Source organism: Curtobacterium flaccumfaciens pv. betae, assembly GCF_026241855.1.
Classification (GTDB): Bacteria; Actinomycetota; Actinomycetes; order Actinomycetales; family Microbacteriaceae; genus Curtobacterium; species Curtobacterium flaccumfaciens.
In genome coordinates this window covers 471,345-488,304 of record NZ_JAPJDC010000001.1, presented here as the reverse complement: position 1 = coordinate 488,304, position 16,960 = coordinate 471,345, and the positions used below count along the sequence as shown (strand labels likewise).

14 protein-coding genes are annotated in these 16,960 nt (G+C 71.8%); 1 reads left to right on the top strand and 13 read right to left on the bottom strand.

The window, feature by feature from the left end:
• From ORG17_RS02405 to ORG17_RS02345, 13 genes are all read right to left on the bottom strand, one after another.
• On the bottom strand, positions 1–1,326 hold the full coding sequence (locus tag ORG17_RS02405; protein WP_214527474.1) for a sugar ABC transporter substrate-binding protein: 1,326 nt from the start codon (positions 1,324–1,326) through the stop codon (positions 1–3).
• 287 nt (positions 1,327–1,613) lie between these two features.
• Positions 1,614–2,801 (bottom strand): ABC transporter permease, encoded by a 1,188-nt coding sequence (locus tag ORG17_RS02400; RefSeq protein ID WP_250892461.1) that lies wholly within the window; start codon positions 2,799–2,801, stop codon positions 1,614–1,616.
• On the bottom strand, positions 2,798–3,547 hold the full coding sequence (locus ORG17_RS02395; RefSeq protein WP_250892460.1) for an ABC transporter ATP-binding protein: 750 nt from the start codon (positions 3,545–3,547) through the stop codon (positions 2,798–2,800). Before ORG17_RS02395 ends, ORG17_RS02400 begins: the two co-directional genes overlap by 4 nt.
• Positions 3,544–4,668 (bottom strand): peptidoglycan-binding protein, encoded by a 1,125-nt coding sequence (locus tag ORG17_RS02390; RefSeq protein WP_214527473.1) that lies wholly within the window; start codon positions 4,666–4,668, stop codon positions 3,544–3,546. Before ORG17_RS02390 ends, ORG17_RS02395 begins: the two co-directional genes overlap by 4 nt.
• Positions 4,665–5,183 carry a hypothetical protein gene (locus ORG17_RS02385; protein WP_214527472.1) on the bottom strand — a complete coding sequence of 173 codons (519 nt, stop codon included), beginning with the start codon at positions 5,181–5,183 and terminating at the stop codon, positions 4,665–4,667. The genes ORG17_RS02390 and ORG17_RS02385 overlap by 4 nt, the downstream gene beginning before the upstream one ends.
• Entirely contained in the window at positions 5,180–6,388 is a 1,209-nt protein-coding gene (locus tag ORG17_RS02380) for a sensor histidine kinase (protein ID WP_214527471.1), read from the bottom strand. The genes ORG17_RS02385 and ORG17_RS02380 overlap by 4 nt, the downstream gene beginning before the upstream one ends.
• Positions 6,385–7,038, bottom strand: coding sequence for a response regulator transcription factor (locus ORG17_RS02375; RefSeq protein ID WP_027464882.1), 654 nt, complete (start codon positions 7,036–7,038; stop codon positions 6,385–6,387). The genes ORG17_RS02380 and ORG17_RS02375 overlap by 4 nt, the downstream gene beginning before the upstream one ends.
• 45 nt (positions 7,039–7,083) lie before the next feature.
• Positions 7,084–7,638, bottom strand: a complete 555-nt coding sequence (locus ORG17_RS02370) for a DUF2231 domain-containing protein (RefSeq protein ID WP_111056754.1) — start codon at positions 7,636–7,638, stop codon at positions 7,084–7,086.
• Positions 7,639–7,712: 74 nt separating this feature from the next.
• On the bottom strand, positions 7,713–9,881 hold the full coding sequence (locus ORG17_RS02365) for an ATP-dependent Clp protease ATP-binding subunit (RefSeq protein ID WP_081827211.1): 2,169 nt from the start codon (positions 9,879–9,881) through the stop codon (positions 7,713–7,715).
• Between the two features lie 53 nt (positions 9,882–9,934).
• The gene (locus ORG17_RS02360) at positions 9,935–11,353 is read right to left on the bottom strand and encodes an MFS transporter (RefSeq protein WP_214527470.1); all 1,419 of its coding nucleotides are present in this window, start codon (positions 11,351–11,353) and stop codon (positions 9,935–9,937) included.
• Positions 11,354–11,457: 104 nt separating this feature from the next.
• Positions 11,458–11,742: a twin-arginine translocase TatA/TatE family subunit gene (tatA, locus tag ORG17_RS02355; protein ID WP_027464884.1), complete on the bottom strand. Its 285-nt coding sequence runs from the start codon at positions 11,740–11,742 to the stop codon at positions 11,458–11,460.
• Between the two features lie 151 nt (positions 11,743–11,893).
• The gene (locus ORG17_RS02350) at positions 11,894–13,441 is read right to left on the bottom strand and encodes a sugar transferase (protein ID WP_214527469.1); all 1,548 of its coding nucleotides are present in this window, start codon (positions 13,439–13,441) and stop codon (positions 11,894–11,896) included.
• A gap of 111 nt (positions 13,442–13,552) precedes the next feature.
• On the bottom strand, positions 13,553–16,234 hold the full coding sequence (locus tag ORG17_RS02345; protein ID WP_214527468.1) for a glycoside hydrolase family 2 protein: 2,682 nt from the start codon (positions 16,232–16,234) through the stop codon (positions 13,553–13,555).
• Between the two features lie 238 nt (positions 16,235–16,472).
• Here ORG17_RS02345 and ORG17_RS02340 point away from each other — a divergent pair, with 238 nt between their 5' ends.
• On the top strand, positions 16,473–16,892 hold the full coding sequence (locus ORG17_RS02340; RefSeq protein WP_111056750.1) for a pilus assembly protein CpaE: 420 nt from the start codon (positions 16,473–16,475) through the stop codon (positions 16,890–16,892).
• The last annotated feature ends 68 nt before the right edge of the window (positions 16,893–16,960 follow it).

Sequence of the window (16,960 nt, the reverse complement as noted above, 5' to 3'; positions counted from 1 at the left end):
CTACGGCTGCGCGTTCAGCGCGGTCGTGAGGTGCTTCGAGAAGCCCTCGGCTGCCTGCTCCGGCGACTTCCGGCCGGTCGCGACGTCGGCGAACATCGACTGGAACGAGGCGTCGCCCTCGATGGTGGCCCAGCCAGGGGTGGCCGGGGTCGGTCGGCTCGTGCCGGCCGCCTCGAAGTAGGGCTTGTGCAGCTCGTCGACGTCGTCGGCGACCGCGTCGAGCAGCTCGGTGGAGTTCGGCTCCCAGCCGTCGACCCCGAACACCTGGTCCTGCTGGAACTCCTTCGAGGTCAGGATCTTCAGGTAGTACAGCGCGAGCTCCTGGTTCTTCGCCTTGGCCGGGATCCCCAGGTCGGAGCCGCCGAGGAACACCGGCTGCGTCTTCCCCGCCGTGGACGACGGCATCGGGAACGTGCCGATGCGATCGGCGAGCTCCGGCTTCGCCGTGGTGATCGAGCCGATCTCCCAGGCGGACCCGAGGAACGCCGAGGTGTTGCCCTGTGCGAAGACGTCGCTCTGCGAGGGCTTGTCGGTGTTGATGTCCTGGGTGGACTTCGCCGAGTACGCGTTCTGGAAGTCCTTCCAGGCGGTCAGCCCCTCGACCGCGTCCGCGGAGTCGAGCGTGCCGGTCCACTTGCCGTCCTTGTCCGTCGCGATCTCGCCGCCGGCGTCCCAGACCCACTGCAGCCCGCCGTACCAGTACTGACCGGGCATGTAGAAGGCGGAGAAGTCACTGGCCGGGTTGGCGGCCTTGACCTTGTCGAGGTCGGCGGTGAGCTCGTCGTAGGTGGTCGGCACGTCGGTCACGCCGGCGTCCTTCCAGACCTTCTTGTCGTAGACCACGGCCCGGTTGCCGGCGAACAGCGGTGCCCCGTAGAGCTTGCCGTCGACGGTGGCGGGACCCTCGAGCCCGGTGAGCCAGGTCTGGCCGTCCTTGAGCTCGTCGCGGTACGGCGTCAGGTCGGTCAACCCGCCGGCGGCCGCGTACACCGGCACCTGCGTGTTGCCGAGGTCGACGACGTCGGGGGCGTCGCTCTGCGCGAGCGCCGTGGTGAGCTTGGTGGTGATCCCGTCCCACTGCTGGGTCTGGATCTTCACCTTCGCCCCGGTGTCGGCGGTGAACTGCTTGCCGGCGGCGTCGAGCACCTTGTCGCTCAGGTCGCCGTTCATCATCCAGACGGTGATGGTCTTGCCCTTGCCATCGGGTGTGCCGATGGACTTCGTGCCGCCGTCGGAAGCGGCGTTGCTCCCGGCGGAGCACCCGGTGAGGGCGAGCGCGCCTGCGAGGGCGAGCGCACCGAGTGCGGCGAAACGCGTTCGTGTCACGATGACTCCCTTGTTCCGACCTTTATGAAAGGACGTTGCGTATTCGCAATAGAAGACCCTGCACGGCCCCTTGTCAACCGTTGGATCGGTCCCTGTGACCGCTTTCGATCCGCGTGTTTCCGGGGCATCACGGATGTCGAACAGATCGACGCAGATGCTTGACCAGGTGGTCATGACCAGGCATGATCTGCGACTCGCGTCCGGTGTGGGGAAGCGACCGCCTGGAGGCCCGGTGCCGGTCCGCCGGACCGGCACCGGGCCTCCAGGGCGTGCGTCCACCGCACGCGTCAGACGGCCGCCAGGGCGGACGTCGGCGGGATCCGCGCCGCGCGTGCCGCCGGGTAGAGCCCGGAGACCCCGCCGATGACGACCGTGGCACCGAGTCCCCCGACGACGGCCCAGACCGGCAGCGCGACCGGCCAGCCCTGCGTGACGGCGAAGACGACCGTCACCGCGACGCCGAGCACGACGCCGGCCAGCCCGCCGAGGAACGACAGCAGCAACGACTCGACCAGGAACTGGTCGCGGATGTTCCGACGACGGGCCCCCAGCGCACGACGGACGCCCACCTCGGCACGGCGTTCCAGGACGGTGATCACCATCGTGTTCGCCACCCCGATGCCACCGACGAGCAGCGCCACCCCGCCGATGCCGACCAGCAGCCCGGTGAAGGAGTCGTCCGTGGCGTCCTTCGCGGCCAACGCGTCCGACGGCCGTGTCACGCCGACATCCTGCGGTGCCCCGGGTCGGACCGCACCGGCAAGCAGGTCCCTCGACCGTTCGACGTGCGCCGGGTCGACACGCGTGTAGACCGCGGTCGGAGCCCCGTCGAAGCCCAGCTGCCCGGCGAACCCGCGGGGCACGAACACCCGCGAGTCGAGGTCCTCGGCGAGCGCGACGGGGTCGAGCACCCCGACCACCTGCACCCACCGACCGCCGATCCAGACTCGGCTGTCCGGATGCAGGTCGTCGAAGCCGAGGACCGCGGCCGCCCGCGCCCCCAGCACGACCTGCGGCGGCGCCCCGGCTGCATCGTCGATCCACCGCCCGGCTGCGAGCTGGCCGCCGAGGACCCGTGGCACGTCGCCCCACGCGGCGAGCACCCCGAGGCCCTCCGTCTCGGGTGCCGGCACGTGGTCGTTCCGGTACACACCGGTGTCCGGCACGGTGCCGACGGCCGCGGCCGACTCGACGTCGTCCTGCCGCAGCACCGACTCGAGTGCGGTGGACGGCAAGGGGACCGGTTCGCCGAGGCCCTGCGCCCGGGTCAGAGTGAGCACGTTCGTGCCGAGCGTGTCGAGCACCTGGTCGACCTTCGCCTTGCTCGACGACGAGATCCCGACGACCGCGAGCATCGCCGCGATGCCGATCGCGATGCCGAGCGCCGACAGCACGACGCGACCCGGACGGGTCCGCAACCCGAAGACGCCGAGGCGGAGCAGGTCGACCGCGCCCACGGACCGACGCCGGCTCATCGGGCGACCTCGTCGACGACGGGAGCGACCTCGTGCTCGATCCGGCCGTCACGCATCCGGACCTGCCGGGGCAGCGACGCCGCCAGGTCGAGGTCGTGCGTGATGACCACGACCGTCGTGCCCGCCGCGTTGAGCTCGCGCAGGAGCTCGACCACCGCGGCACCGGACGCCGTGTCGAGTGCACCCGTCGGTTCGTCGGCGAGCAGGATCGTCGGGTCGCCCACGACGGCCCGCGCGATGGCGACGCGTTGGCGCTCCCCACCGGAGAGCTGGTGCGGTCGGTGGTCCACCCGGTGCGCCAGGCCCACGCGGCCCAGGGCCTCGACCGCCAGCCGGTGCCGCTCGCGCCGGGGCACGCCCTGGTAGAGCAGGCCGTCGGCGACGTTCTCGGTGGCGGTCGCGCCGGCCTGCAGGTGGAAGTGCTGGAAGACGAACCCGATGTGGTCGGCACGGAGTCCGGACAAGGCGTCGTCGGACATCGTCGCGACGTCGTTGCCGGCGATCGTCACCGTGCCGGACGTGGGACGGTCGAGCGTCCCGACGACGTTGAGCATCGTCGACTTGCCCGACCCCGACGGCCCGACGACCGCGACGAGTTCGCCCGCGGTGACCTCGAGCGACACCCCGCGCAGGGCTCCGACGTCGCCGTAGGTCTTCGTGACGTCACGGAGCGACAGGACGGAGTCGGGTGGCAGCACGGCGGCGGGTGGCAACACGGCGGCGGGTGGCAGCACGGCGGCGCTCATCCGGGCACCACCACGCGGTCGCCGGCGGCCAGGTCACCCGTGACCGCGATCCGTCCGTCCGCACTGAAGCCGGGCTCGACCCGGACCCGCTCCGTCGTGGCGTCCCGCCGCACGACGTCGACGGCGTACCGGCCACCGGCACCCGCGACGAGTGCGGCCACCGGCACGGACAGCACGTCGTGCTCGGTGGTGCCCTTCGCGTCGACCTGCGCGGACGCTGCCGCGGGCAGCGTGCGTTTCCCCGGGTCGAACGACACCGAGACGTCGACGGCCGTCCCGCCGTCCTCGCTCGTCGTCGGCTGCACGTCGACGACGGAACCCGGCATGGCTGCCCCGGCGCCGTTCACCCGGACCTCGACGTCGGTGCCGACCGCGAGCCGCTCGGCGTCGCGCTGTGGCACGGTCGCCGCGACGACGCGCCGGGTGCTCGTGACCTGCAGGACGTCGGCCGCCGCACCCGCGCCGGCCGCCGCACCAGCGCCGCCGGCACCCGCTCCCGCGCCCGCTCCGCCGGCGATCCGCTCCCCGAGCCGACCGTCGACCGAGGCGACCCGGACCGCGCCGTCCACGAACGCGACGTCGTCCGCCGTCAGCACCGAGGTCACGTCGTGTCCGCGGTCCTGCTGCCACTGCCGGACGGCTCGTTCGGTCCGTGGACCGAACCGGTCGTCCACGGACACGTCGTACCCGAGGGCGGCCAGGTTCTCGTTGAGCTGCCGCACGTCGGCGCCCTGCAGTCCCCGTTCCAGGTCACGCCAGAGCGGCACGGTGCCGTACATCGACCGGACGTCCCGCTCGTCGACGGCGTACAGGGCCCCGTCGCGTTCGATGACGTCGCCGGCGCGGGGCAGCCAGGTGATCGTGCCGGCGGCGGCACCGGGGACCCCCGTGGCCGCGCCGTACCCGAGCGTCCCGGCGAACACCTTCGAGTCGGTCAGGTCGCCGCGCGTGACCGTGGCGGTGGCTCCGGTCGACGCCGTCCCGCCGCGCGACGCGCTGCTGGCCGAGGCTCCCGGACCACTCGGCACCGTGGCGAGGGCCCACGTCCCGGCCCCCGCGGCCACCGCCGCGACGAGGCACACCGACACGATCGTCCGGCGTCGGGCACGCCGGTGGCTCACGACCCGGCTCCGCCCTGGACGGCCTCGAAGGCGGCGTCGGTGCAGGTGTGGGCAGCCTCGTCGAACGCCTCTTGGTCATCGGGCTGGAACCGGTTCTGCGCCTCCTGGTCGTCCGGGAAGTCCGGGAACCCCCGCTCCCGCAGGCACTCCGCGGTCTTCCTCGCGATCTCCTCGCTGCCCGGCATCGGCTGCGCGGCCTGCGCGTCGCCGGCCGCTGCGGAGTCGTCGAGGCAGCCCTTGAGGTCGTCCTGGTACTGCTCGGGATCGACGCCGTCGGGTGCGCTGAGCTGCATCGACCCGCCACCCGTGCCGGGGTCGGGCATGTCGTAGCCGCGGTCGCGCATGCACTCGGCCAGGGCGACACCCGGCGCCGCACCCCCGGCCGCCGTCGTCGTGTCGTCGTCCGGTGCCGTGTCCGAGCAGCCGACCAGCAGCAGGGGCAGCAGGACGACGGCCGCGGCCGCGCTCATCAGGGACCGGGTGCGACGGGTGGTCGTCATCGTGGTGTGGTTCATGCCTCCAGCACACCGGAACGGCTGTTTCGCCCCGCGTGCACGTCGGGTTGCACCGGCGAAACACGGACCCGGACGAGCAGCCCGCCGGTCGGCCGTGCGGCGATCGACAGTCGCCACCCGTGGGCGTGCACGATCGCGGCCACGATCGACAGGCCCAGACCGCTGTGCTGCCCGCGTGCGTCGTCCGTCCCACCGCGGCGGAACGGTTCGACGAGCAGCCCCGCCTCGTCCGCCGGGACCACCGGCCCTCCGTTCTCGACGACGAACCCGTCCGGCTCCGTGGTCACCAACACGACACCGCCGGGTTCGTTGTACTCGACGGCGTTGCCGACCAGGTTGCCGAGCAGCTGCCGCAGCAGCGTCGGCTCCCCCGGTACGACCAGGCCGGGAGGCCCGGTGCGGCGCTCATGGGTCAGCGTCACCCCCGCCTCGGCCGCGTCCCGGGCCGCCCCCGCGACGACCTCGGCGGTCACCTCGTCGAGGTCGACCGCGCGCGTCGCACCCGCCAGCCCGCGATCGGCCTCGGCGAGCACGAGCAACGACTCGACCAACCGCTCGGTGCGGCGGTTCTGCTCCAGCAGCTCCGCCCGGACCGCTCGGACGTCCGCGGGGTCGGCGTCGTCGTGCAGACCGATCTGCACCGCCGCGCGCTGCACCGCGAGGGGTGTCCGGAGTTCGTGGGACGCCTGGGCGACGAACCGACGCTGGCTCTCGAACGCGGTCTCGAGCCGCTCCAGCAGGTCGTCGACGGTGCGCGAGAGCCGCCGGAGCTCGTCGTCCGGACCGTCCAGCGCGATGCGCTCGTGCAGGTTCGACGCCGAGATGCGGTTCGTGGTCGCGGTGATCCGGTCGATGGGCCGGAGGACCCGGCGACTGACGAGCCAGCCGATTCCCCCGGCGGCGAGCCCGGCGCCCGCGATCCCGATCGCGGACCACTGCCACTGCTGCACGGCCACGAGCCGGATCACCGCCACCGCACCGTCGTCGGCGGTGCCGTCCACCTCGATCGGGGCCGGAGCGGTCGTGGTGCCCGGTGATCCGGACGGCGGACGCTGCACGGCCGCGGTGTCGAGGCCGGCACCGACACCGGCCAGCGACATCGTGTTCGTGAAGAGGACGACCCCGGTCGCGAGCGCCATGGCCGCGAGCGCGAACGTCAGGGCCGTCCGGGTCCGGATGCTCCAGCCCCGGGCCCACCGACTCACAGCGAGTAACCCTGACCGGGCACGGTCCGGATCGGGTCCGGGTCCCCGAGCTTCCGGCGGAGCTTCGACATCGTCACCCGGACCGCGGCGGTGAACGGGTCGGTGTTCACGTCCCAGACCTTCTCGAGCAGGTGCTCGGCGGAGACGATCCGACCGTCCGCACGGAGCAGGGTCTCGAGCACCCCGAGTTCCTTCGAGGTCAGGTCGAGCGGGCGACCGTCGCGCGTGGCCATCCGCCGGTTCGTGTCGACGACGAACCCCGCACGCTCGAGCACCGGGGCGACGGGTGCGACGCTCCGTCGACCGAGCGCACGGACCCGGGCGACGAGCTCCGGGTACTCGAACGGCTTGGTCAGGTAGTCGTCGGCACCGAGCTCGAGCCCGTGCACACGGTCGCTCAACGTCGTCGCGGCGGTGAGCAGGAGGATCCGTGTGAGTGCGCCGCGCGCGGTGAGCCGCCGTGCGACCTCGTCGCCGTGCAGCCCGGGGACGTCACGGTCGAGCACGACGACGTCGTAGTCGTGCACCGCCAGCAGTTCGTCGGCGTCGTCGCCGCGGTAGGCGACGTCCACCGCCATGTCCTGCCGGGTCAGGCCCGTCGCGACCAGGTCGGCGAGGGCCCGTTCGTCGTCCACCACGAGTACGCGCATCGATACATCACACGTGACGTACCTTTGACGAACCTGGGAAGTGGATCAGGCGTCGAACGGCACCTCGCCGTGCGCGCTGACGCCGGCACGCTGTCGGTAGGAAAGGTGCCCACCGAGGTACCCGCCGACACTGACGACGGCGAGACCCGCGAAGCCGAGCAGCTTGCCGGCGCCGTGGTTGCCGCGCTTCCGCTGCAGCCACGACAGCCCGTACAACGACAGACCGGTCCAGTTCACGGCCTGGTGCACCCATCCGGTGCGGAGCTGCTCGCGGTTCAGCTCCGACCAGTCGACGTAGCCGGCGACCGAGGCGCTGCTCGCCGAGACGACCCCGACGCCGACCAGGGTCTTGGCGGCCTTCGCGTTGCCCTTCCCGCCGACCAGGTCGAGGACCGCGGCGGAGATCCAGGCACCGAGGGGCACCTGCACCATGAGCGGGTGGATCGGGTGGCCGAACGGCACGCCGTGCAGCAGCTGGCGCAGGGCCTTCGGCTTGGCGAGGGCGTTCACGACGGCACGGTCGATGTCGACGGCCTTGTCGAGCACGCTCGCGTGCTCGACGGCGTCGGTGAGGCGACGGATCGCGCGGATCTCAGGCATGCCGTGGACGGTAGACGAACGGCCCGTCACCGGTCCCAGGAACCGGTGACGGGCCTCCTGTCCGTCTCGGTGGGCTACTCCTCGACGATCTCGGCCAGCTCGAAGGGCTCGACCGTCAGGCCGTCCCCGTCCGCCGCGACGTCCACCCGCACGGTGTCGCCGTCGCGGACGTCACCGGACAGGATGGCGCGTGCCAACCGGTCGTCGATCTGCCGCTGCATCAGGCGACGCAGGGGCCGAGCGCCGTACAGCGGGTCGTACCCGCGCTCCGCCAGCCAGCCGCGCGCCTCGGGGGTGACGGCGAGCTCGAGCCGGCGGTCGGTCAGTCGGCGGGCCAGCCGGTCGACGTAGAGCGACACGATCTGCCCGAGGTCGTCGGCCGTCAGGGCCTGGAACACCACGATGTCGTCGAGACGGTTGATGAACTCCGGTCGGAACGCCTGCTGCACGAGCTCACGGACCGCCTCTTCCCGCTGCACGTCGCTCAGGGACAGGTCGGTCATGAACTGCGAGCCCAGGTTCGACGTCAGCACCAGGATCGTGTTCCGGAAGTCGACCGTGCGCCCCTGGCCGTCGGTCAGTCGCCCGTCGTCGAGCACCTGCAGCAGCACGTCGAACACCTCGGGGTGCGCCTTCTCGATCTCGTCGAGCAGGATCACCGAGTACGGACGGCGGCGGACCGCCTCGGTGAGCTGTCCACCGGCCTCGTACCCGACGTACCCGGGCGGGGCACCGATCAGGCGGGCCACGGAGTGCTTCTCGCCGTACTCGCTCATGTCGATGCGGACGAGGGCCTTCTCGTCGTCGAACAGGAACTCGGCGAGCGCCTTGGCCAGCTCGGTCTTGCCGACGCCGGTCGGGCCGAGGAACAGGAACGAACCGGTCGGGCGGTCCGGGTCGGAGATGCCGGCGCGGGTGCGACGGACGGCCTCGGACACGGTGGTCACGGCGGTGCGCTGCCCGATGATGCGGCGGCCGAGCTCGCTCTCGAGGTGCAGGAGCTTCTCGGTCTCACCCTGCAGCAGTCGGCCGAGCGGGATGCCCGTCCACTGCGCGATGACCGCGGCGATGTCCTCGTCGGTGACGCTGTCGTTCACCATCCGGTCGGCGCTCTCGGCCTGTTCGGCGGCGGCGAGCTCGGCCTCGATGCGGGGCTTCTCGCCGTACTCGAGTCGGGAGACGAGTTCGTAGTCGGCCTCGCGCTGGGCTCGCTGCGACCGCATGTTCAGGTCGTCGAGCTGCTGCTTGAGCTCACCGATGCGGTTCAGGCTCGCGCGCTCGGCCTGCCAGCGCTGCTCGAGCTCGGCCAGCCGTTCCTCGCGCGTGTGCAGCTCGTTGCGCAGGGTCTCGAGGCGGGCCTTCGAGGCGTCGTCCTTCTCCTGCTTGAGCGCGAACTCCTCGACCCGCAGACGGTCGACGTTCCGCTTCAGCTCGTCGATCTCGACCGGGCTGGAGTCGATCTCCATGCGGAGTCGGCTCGCTGCCTCGTCGATCAGGTCGATGGCCTTGTCGGGCAACTGGCGGCCGGAGATGTACCGGTTCGACAGGCTCGCGGCCGCGACCAGTGCGGAGTCGTTGATCGTCACCTTGTGGTGTGCCTCGTAGCGCTCCTTGAGCCCGCGGAGGATCGCCACGGCGTCCTCGACGCTGGGCTCACCCACGTAGACCTGCTGGAAGCGACGCTCGAGCGCGGCGTCCTTCTCGATGTACTCGCGGTACTCGTCGAGGGTCGTCGCGCCGATGAGCCGGAGCTCACCGCGGGCGAGCATCGGCTTGAGCATGTTCGACGCCGCGACGGAGCCCTCGCCGCCCCCGGCACCCATCAGGGTGTGCAGCTCGTCGATGAACGTGATGACCTGCCCGTCGGAGTCGTTGATCTCCTTGAGCACGGCCTTGAGCCGCTCCTCGAACTCGCCGCGGTACTTGGCGCCGGCGATCAGGGCGGAGATGTCGAGCGAGATGAGTCGCTTGTCCTTGAGGGAGTCGGCGACGTCGCCGGCGACGATGCGCTGCGCGAGCCCCTCGACGACGGCGGTCTTGCCGACGCCGGGCTCGCCGATGAGCACGGGGTTGTTCTTGGTGCGGCGCGTCAGCACCTGGGAAACGCGTCGGATCTCGGAGTCACGTCCGATCACGGGGTCGAGCTTGCCGCTGCGGGCGATCGCCGTCAGGTCGATGCCGTACTGCTCGAGGGCGGTCTTCTGTCGTTCTTGGGAGTCAGGAGCGCCCTGGAGGTTCGCCATGCGTTCCGTCCTTTCGTTGCGGTGGTCCTGGAGTTGAGTCTACTCCACTCAACTTACGTCCGCGCGGGCGTATTCCGGATCCCGACGGCGCAGACGACGGCGCCGGCCAGCAGCAGGAGCGCCATCACCACCATGGCCCGGTGCAGCCCGTCGACGCTCACTTCGCCGCCGAGCACCACGCCGGCCAGTGCCACCGTGACGAGTCCGGCGATCCGCGCGACCGCGTTGTTCACGGCTGACCCGGACCCGGCCTCGGACTGCGGCACCGACCCGAGCACCGCGCTCGTCAGGGGCGTGACCATCAGGGCGATGCCCACGCCGATCAGCACCAGCCCGGGGAACACCGACCACCAGTACCCGGTCGGGTCGTCGCCGGCGAGCAGCAGCAGGAGCGCCCCGACCGCCCCGACTGCCGGCCCTGCGGCCATGAACCACCGCGGGCCGAACCGACCCGCCGCGGACCCGACGGCGGTGGACAGCGCGAGCAGCATGATCGTCGGCGGCAGCGTCGCCAGGCCGGCGAGCCATGCCGGGTACCGCCAGACCTCCTGCAGGAACAGCGTGACGACGAAGAACACCATGCCGAGCGCACCGTAGATGGACAGGGTCGCGAGGTTGCCGACCGTGAAGTTCCGCGCCCGGAACAACTCGAGCGGGACGAGCGGCGACCCCGTCGTCCGGGTCACCCGCAGTTCCCACGGCACGAACGCCACGAGTGCGGCGGCACCGAGCACGAGCGCGCCGACCACCACGGGCGCACCCCACCCCAGCCGCTCCTGTTCGATGAGGCCCAGCACGACACCGCCGACCCCGACCACGGCGAGCACGGCCCCGACGACGTCGATGCGTGGGCGCACCGCAGGGTACACGTCGCCGGTGATGCGCAGGACCAGCGGGATCGTCACGGCGATCGGTACCGCGGTGAGCACGAAGACCCACCGCCACCCGATCCCGTCGACCACCAACCCACCGACCACGGGGCCGATGATCGTGGCCGCGCTCGACCACGCCGTCCACGTGCCGATCGCCTTCGCCTGCGCCGCCCCGCGGAACGCCGCGACGATGAGGGCGAGTGCGCTCGGCATGACGAGTGCCCCGCCGACGCCCTGCAGCGCCCGCGCGACGATGAGCACCTCGCCGGTCGGGGCGACGGCGCACACCACGGACGCGATCCCGAAGACCACGAGCCCCCACGTGATGATCCGGACCCGGCCGAACAGGTCGGACAGGCTGCCGGCGACCAGGATGAGCGAGCCGAGGGTGACCAGGTACGCGTCGACGACCCACTGCTGCACGACGAGTCCGCCGCCGAGCTCCTGCCGGATCGCGGGGAGCGCGACGTTCACGACGCTCGAATCGAGCCCGACGACGAACGACGCCAGGATCGCCACCACCAGCACGATCCGCCGGTCGTCCCGGAGCGGCGCGACTCCGTGCGGCACGGGGGCCGGAACGGGAACGGGAGCGGTCATGTGCTCATCCTGCGGCACGCGGCGCCCGGCGGTCGATCCCGCACGACGAAGCCCCCGCGACCGATGTGGTCGCGGGGGCTGCCGACAGGACGGGGCTGGGTGTCCTAACGCCGGGAGTCGGTGTTCGGCTGCGCGCTCGGCCCCGGGTTCAGGACCGGACCGGCGGCGGGCTCGGCGGGAGCGTTCTGGACAGTGCTGTTGTGCACCGTGCCGTCCGGCGCCGTGCCGTTGGCCTGGGCTTTCTTCTCGTCGTCGGACATCTCCTTCTTGAAGATGTTGATCGACTGGCCGAGGCCCTTGGCCAGCGCCGGGAGCTTGGTCGCGCCGAACAGCAGGATGACGATCCCGAGGATGATCAGCAGGTGAATGCCGCCGAGGTTTCCGAGCATCATGACTCCTTGTTGTGGAACTGGTCGCCGTCCGGTGATCGTCGTCGACCCACGCGGCGGAAGTCCGTGTGCGTCCATCGTAACTCCCCCGCCGCTGGATGCCCAGGCCGGGCCCCGGAACGGACACCGTTCGTACAGGGAAGCGCAGCGCTCAGTACGCGCCGCGGGACCGCAGCACCGACGGGACGGTGCGGGCGAGGATCACGAGGTCGTGCAGGAACGACCAGTTCTCGACGTAGTGCAGGTCGAGCCGGACCCCTTCGACCCAGTCGAGGTCCGATCGGCCGCTGACCTGCCACAGGCCCGTGATCCCCGGGGTCACGAGGAGTCGGCGGTCCGCGAAGTCCTCGTACAGCGCGACCTCGCGCGGCAGGGCCGGCCGAGGGCCGACCAGGCTCATCGAACCGGTGAGCACGTTCCACAGCTGCGGCAGTTCGTCGAGCGAGGTCCGTCGCAGGAACGCACCGACCCGGGTCACCCGCGGGTCGTCCTTCATCTTGAACAGCGGACCGGCGCCCTCGTTCTCGGACTGCAGGGCAGCCATGCGCGCCTCGGCGTCGACGCACATGGTCCGGAACTTCAGGATCGGGAACTCCGCACCGCCGCGACCGACGCGGACCTGCCGGAAGAAGACCGGCCCGCCGTCGTCGGCGCGGATCGCCAGCGCGACCACGGCGAGGACCGGGGAGAGCAGCACCAGGCCGAACGCGGCGCCGACGACGTCGAGTGCCCGCTTGCCCGCGCGGCGGCGGTAGTCGGGCGTCTCGACGTGCATGAGCGGCAACCCGTCCACGGGGCGCTCGTGCACCCGCCCGGCGGCGATGTCGGCCAGGGGAGAGGACACGACGAGCTCGACGCCGTGCTCCTCGAGCTGCCACCCGAGCCGACGGAGGCGCGCGTGCCCACCGCGGACGGCACCCGCGACGACGACGGCCGAGACACCCTCGGCCCGGGCGTGCACGAGCACGTCCTCGATGCCGCCGACGACCGGAGCGGTGGCCACCCCCAGGTCGACCTCGGCCCCGACCGGAGCACAGTCCGTCACCACGGCACGCACTCGGTAGCCGGCGCTCGGTGCGGCAGCGATCCGCGCGCCCACGTAGCGGACGTCCTCGGCGTCGCCGACGATCAGGACGTCCTGCAGGTGCTCACCCCTGGCGCGGCTCCGGGCGAGCACCGTCCGGACCCCCTTGCGGCCGAGCGCCAGGAACGCGAGCCCCAACGGGAACGCGATCGCGACGTACCCGCGAGCCAGGTCGAGCTGCGCTGCGTACGCCACGACCGCGACACCGGCGACCGCGACCAGGCTCGCGGTGACCAGGCGGCGGTACTCGTCGCCGCCGATGCCGGCGATCCGGGGGTCGCGGGTGCGGAACGCCGAGAGCAGGAGCATCCACACCGCGACGATGGCGGGGGCCACGACGAACTCGAACCACCCGGAGCGCGGCCGGACGGACGCGAGCTCCCAGGGGAACCGCACGACGTGGGCGATGACGAACGCTGCGAGCAGCAGCACGAGGTCGAGCAGCGCCACCGCGGGGACGAACCCCCGGCGAGCCCCCGCCGGAGCGACCGTGCGGTGCGACGCCGTGGCCCCGGCAGCCCAGGCAGGGGAGGACACGGGGACGATCGGGTGCAGCACGGTCGGGTGCAGCACGGTCGGCACCGCCCCGGTGGGTGGGCGCATGGCGAGCGACATGTGAGACCTCCTGTCGACCGGTCGACGAGGAGGTCGATCGGACGCCGGAGTCGCTCAGATCACGACAACGAGCGGCGCAACGTCGAATATATCACCGTGCTGTTCTGCATTTCAACGAGCGAGGGCACGGTCCAGGCTCCAGAGGACCGGCTCCGCTCGCAGCGCCGGCACGTCCGCTTCGGTCACACCACCGAGCCGGAACACCACCCGTTCTCCGGGCAGCAGCGTCATGAACCCACGATCGACCGTGCCGCCCTCCGCGACCCGGTCCGGCTGCACCAGCAGGTCGCGCACGAGCGAGTCGGCCTCGACCGTCAGGTCCAGACCGCCGTCGACCACCGCGAACGAGGTGCGGTAGCGGGCGGGCTCCCAGCGGATCGCAGCATCGGGGCCGGGGGTCCAGACCGCACGGCGCCAGTCCATGTCCGCGACGATGAGTTCGTTCGCCGGGTCGTCGACGACGCCGACCGACTCGGGCAGCGACACCACCGCGACGCCGGCAGCGGACAACCGGACCGGCAGGGACACCTCGGCCAGGATCGTGCCGGCCGTGGTGATCCGGCGCACCCGCACCACGCTGTCGTGCCCGGTGCGGGTCGACCGGACGGCCACCTCGACCGGTGAGGACCCGAACGCGCCGGGCGAGACACCCAGCGAGAGCGTGTCCGCGAGCTCGCCCAGGTCAGCCGTCTCGCCGACCGCAGGCGACCCACCCGGGTGATCCGGGCCTCCAGTCCGCTCCGCACCCGACGCGCCCGCGGTACCTGCCGCACCCGGCGTCACCGACACCGTCGACACCGGACGGATCGTCAGCAGCACGTCGTCGTACAGGCGGCGCAGCTCGTGCGCGAGCGGCTTCAGCCGCCCCGCCGAGTCGATCGCCGACCACGACGACACCGGCCACAGGTCGTTCAGCTGCCACACCACGACACCGGTGTTGCGTGGCCAGTGCGTGCGCCAGTGCTCGATGCCGGTCGCGATCGCTCGGGCCTGCTGGAGCTGCGTCAGGTAGTGCCACGCGTCGAACGCGGCCGGGTCGACGGCGCCGAAGCGCGGCTCGAGTCCGTGTGCCAGCTTGGCCATCCCCTCGGCGGCCTTCTGGTGGTGGACCACACCGGGCGAGTCGACCCGGAGCGGCGAGTCCGTGACCGCCTCGCGCAGCGTGCGCCAGGCGGGCGGCGCCTGCCAGCCGAACTCGGACACGAACCGGGGCACCGACTCGCGGTAGGCGGTGTCGGGCAGCCGGTTCCAGACGTCCCACGAATGGTGCGTCTCGTGGTCGACCTCGTTCGCGGGCAGCGACTCGGAGCCGGACCACGGCGACGCGACCGTGTAGAAGCGCGACGGGTCGACGGCGTCGACGATGGTCGGCAGCAGGTCGAGGTAGTAGTCGAGTCCCCAGCCCCGGTCGCCCAGCTCCGCACCCCAGCCGTCGGCGTCGTGCAGCCAGATGTTCTCGTTGTTGCCGTTCCAGACCACCAGCGAGGGGTGGCGGGCGAGGCGGGCGACGTTGTCGCGCGCCTCGGCGATGACCTCGCTGCGGATGGGCTCGACCTCGGGGTACGCCGAGCACGCGAACGGGAAGTCCTGCCAGACCAGCAGACCGAGTTCGTCGCAGACCTCGTAGAAGTCGCGCGATTCGTACACTCCGCCGCCCCAGACGCGCACGAGGTTCGTGCCGAGCGAGGCCGCGGCACCCAGCCGGGACTCGAGTCGGGCGCGATCGACGCGCGAGACGATGACGTCGTCGGGAATCCAGTTGACACCCCGGACGTCGATGAGCGTGCCGTTGACGTGCACCGCGAAGGGTCGGCCGATGCCGTCGGCCTGGGTCTCGATGCGGGTCGACCGGAACCCGGTGCGGAACGTGTCGCGGTCGAGCACCTCGCCGTCGACGGTCTGCAGCTCGACCACGACGTCGTACTGCGGCTGCGCGCCGTAGCCGTGCGGCCACCAGCGCCGCGCCTCGGGGACGCGCACGGTGACGACCGTCTCGTCGTCCTTCGGGGTCAGCTGCGCGCGGGACCGCTGGCGTGTGGTGCCGCCGTCCTCGGTCTCGCCGCTGACGGTGACGACGAGCACGAGGTCGTCGTCCTCGCCGTCCTGGTCCAGGTCGTTCATGCCCGAGCGCTCGACGGTGATGTGCGCATCGAGCACGCCCTCGCCGGCCTCGACGTCGACGAGCGGGCGGACCTCGCGCAGGCGCGCGGTCGACCAACGCTCGATCGCGACCGGCCGCCAGGGGCCGCTCGTGACCGCCGTCAGCCCCCAGTCCCAGCCGAAGTTCGACGCCATCTTGCGGATGTACGGGAACGGCTCGTCGTACGGACCGGGCATGCTGCCGGCCTTCGCGGCGACCCGGCCGGCCTCGCGGTAGGGCGACTCGAACAAGATCTCGAGGTCCTTCGTGGTGCCGCCGGATCCCGTCTGCACCCGGGCGTCGAACCGGTAGCGACGGTGCATGTTGCGGGTCGTGCCCACGACGACGCCGTCCAGGCTGAGCTCCGCGACGGTGTCCAGGCCGTCGCAGACCAGGTCGACGCGCTCGTGGCCCCGCGGGTCGACGTCGACCGTGCGGCGGTAGGACCAGTCGGCGCGGCCGACCCACTTGGTGGGCTGCTCGTTCAGGTGGAACGTCGGGTCCGGCAGCAGGCCCTCCCGTTCCAGGTCGGTGTGCACCTGGCCGGGCACCGTCGCCGGGATGGCACGGCCCGCGACACCGTCCGGCGCGCCGGTTCCCCCGGCCAGGGTCACTGTCCAGTCGTCGCGGAGTTCCTCGCGTTCGAGGGTCATGCGGGTCCTTCTCTTCGGCGGCAGGGTGTCCGTCAGCCTCGGTCGGGGACGCCGACCGGCGGTCCGGCCCACGGCCGGTTCCCACGGCCTGGAGGCTCGGCACCGGTTGCCCGGGCGTCGTCACGTCGCGCGCACGAACGGGTTGCGCTCGCGCGAGGGGTGCTCGGCGATGCTAGTACGGGATGCTTTCGGCAACCTAGGTGGTGACAGGGGCGGGTCGCGCGGGCAAGGTGGGAACGTGATCACCGTCGAACTCGCCAGGTCCCTCCGAGACGCCGGCCTCCGCTGGCACCCCGAGACCGGGGACCGGTTCGTGATCGACAAGCCCGGCATCGACGACGACGTCTACACGGTGTCCGAGATGACCGTCGAACGGCACGACTCCCCCACCGGCACGATCCTCGGCTTCAACGGCACCACCGAGTGGGCGCTCGACTCGGTCACCGCCACCGAGTCACTCTGGCTGCCCCGCGAGGACCAGCTCCGCGAACTCCTCGGGCCCTCGTTCATCGGACTGACCCGGGTGCAGGTCGGCGGTCGCGTGGTCTTCACCGTGACGGCGACGATCGGCGGGACCGACCGCAGCTTCGCGTCCGAGGTGCCGGCCATCGCCTACGGGCAGGCCCTGCAGGCGTACATCACGGCCGCGCTCGCGTGAACGGCACGCCCGGGGTCGCCGTTCCTGGGCGTTGGCGGAATGGGCGCTGAGGGGCGTTTGGTTGCATG

Bases quoted from the DNA above. Each gene is read 5' to 3' on its own strand.
- ORG17_RS02360 (WP_214527470.1), bottom strand. From the start codon at position 11,353: ATGACCGCTCCCGTTCCCGTTCCGGCCCCCGTGCCGCACGGAGTCGCG.
- ORG17_RS02395 (WP_250892460.1), bottom strand. From the start codon at position 3,547: ATGAGCGCCGCCGTGCTGCCACCCGCCGCCGTGTTGCCACCCGCCGCC.
- ORG17_RS02345 (WP_214527468.1), bottom strand. From the start codon at position 16,234: ATGACCCTCGAACGCGAGGAACTCCGCGACGACTGGACAGTGACCCTG.
- ORG17_RS02370 (WP_111056754.1), bottom strand. From the start codon at position 7,638: ATGCCTGAGATCCGCGCGATCCGTCGCCTCACCGACGCCGTCGAGCAC.
- tatA (WP_027464884.1), bottom strand. From the start codon at position 11,742: ATGCTCGGAAACCTCGGCGGCATTCACCTGCTGATCATCCTCGGGATC.
- ORG17_RS02375 (WP_027464882.1), bottom strand. From the start codon at position 7,038: ATGCGCGTACTCGTGGTGGACGACGAACGGGCCCTCGCCGACCTGGTC.
- ORG17_RS02365 (WP_081827211.1), bottom strand. From the start codon at position 9,881: ATGGCGAACCTCCAGGGCGCTCCTGACTCCCAAGAACGACAGAAGACC.
- ORG17_RS02400 (WP_250892461.1), bottom strand. From the start codon at position 2,801: ATGAGCCGGCGTCGGTCCGTGGGCGCGGTCGACCTGCTCCGCCTCGGC.
- ORG17_RS02385 (WP_214527472.1), bottom strand. From the start codon at position 5,183: ATGAACCACACCACGATGACGACCACCCGTCGCACCCGGTCCCTGATG.
- ORG17_RS02350 (WP_214527469.1), bottom strand. From the start codon at position 13,441: ATGTCGCTCGCCATGCGCCCACCCACCGGGGCGGTGCCGACCGTGCTG.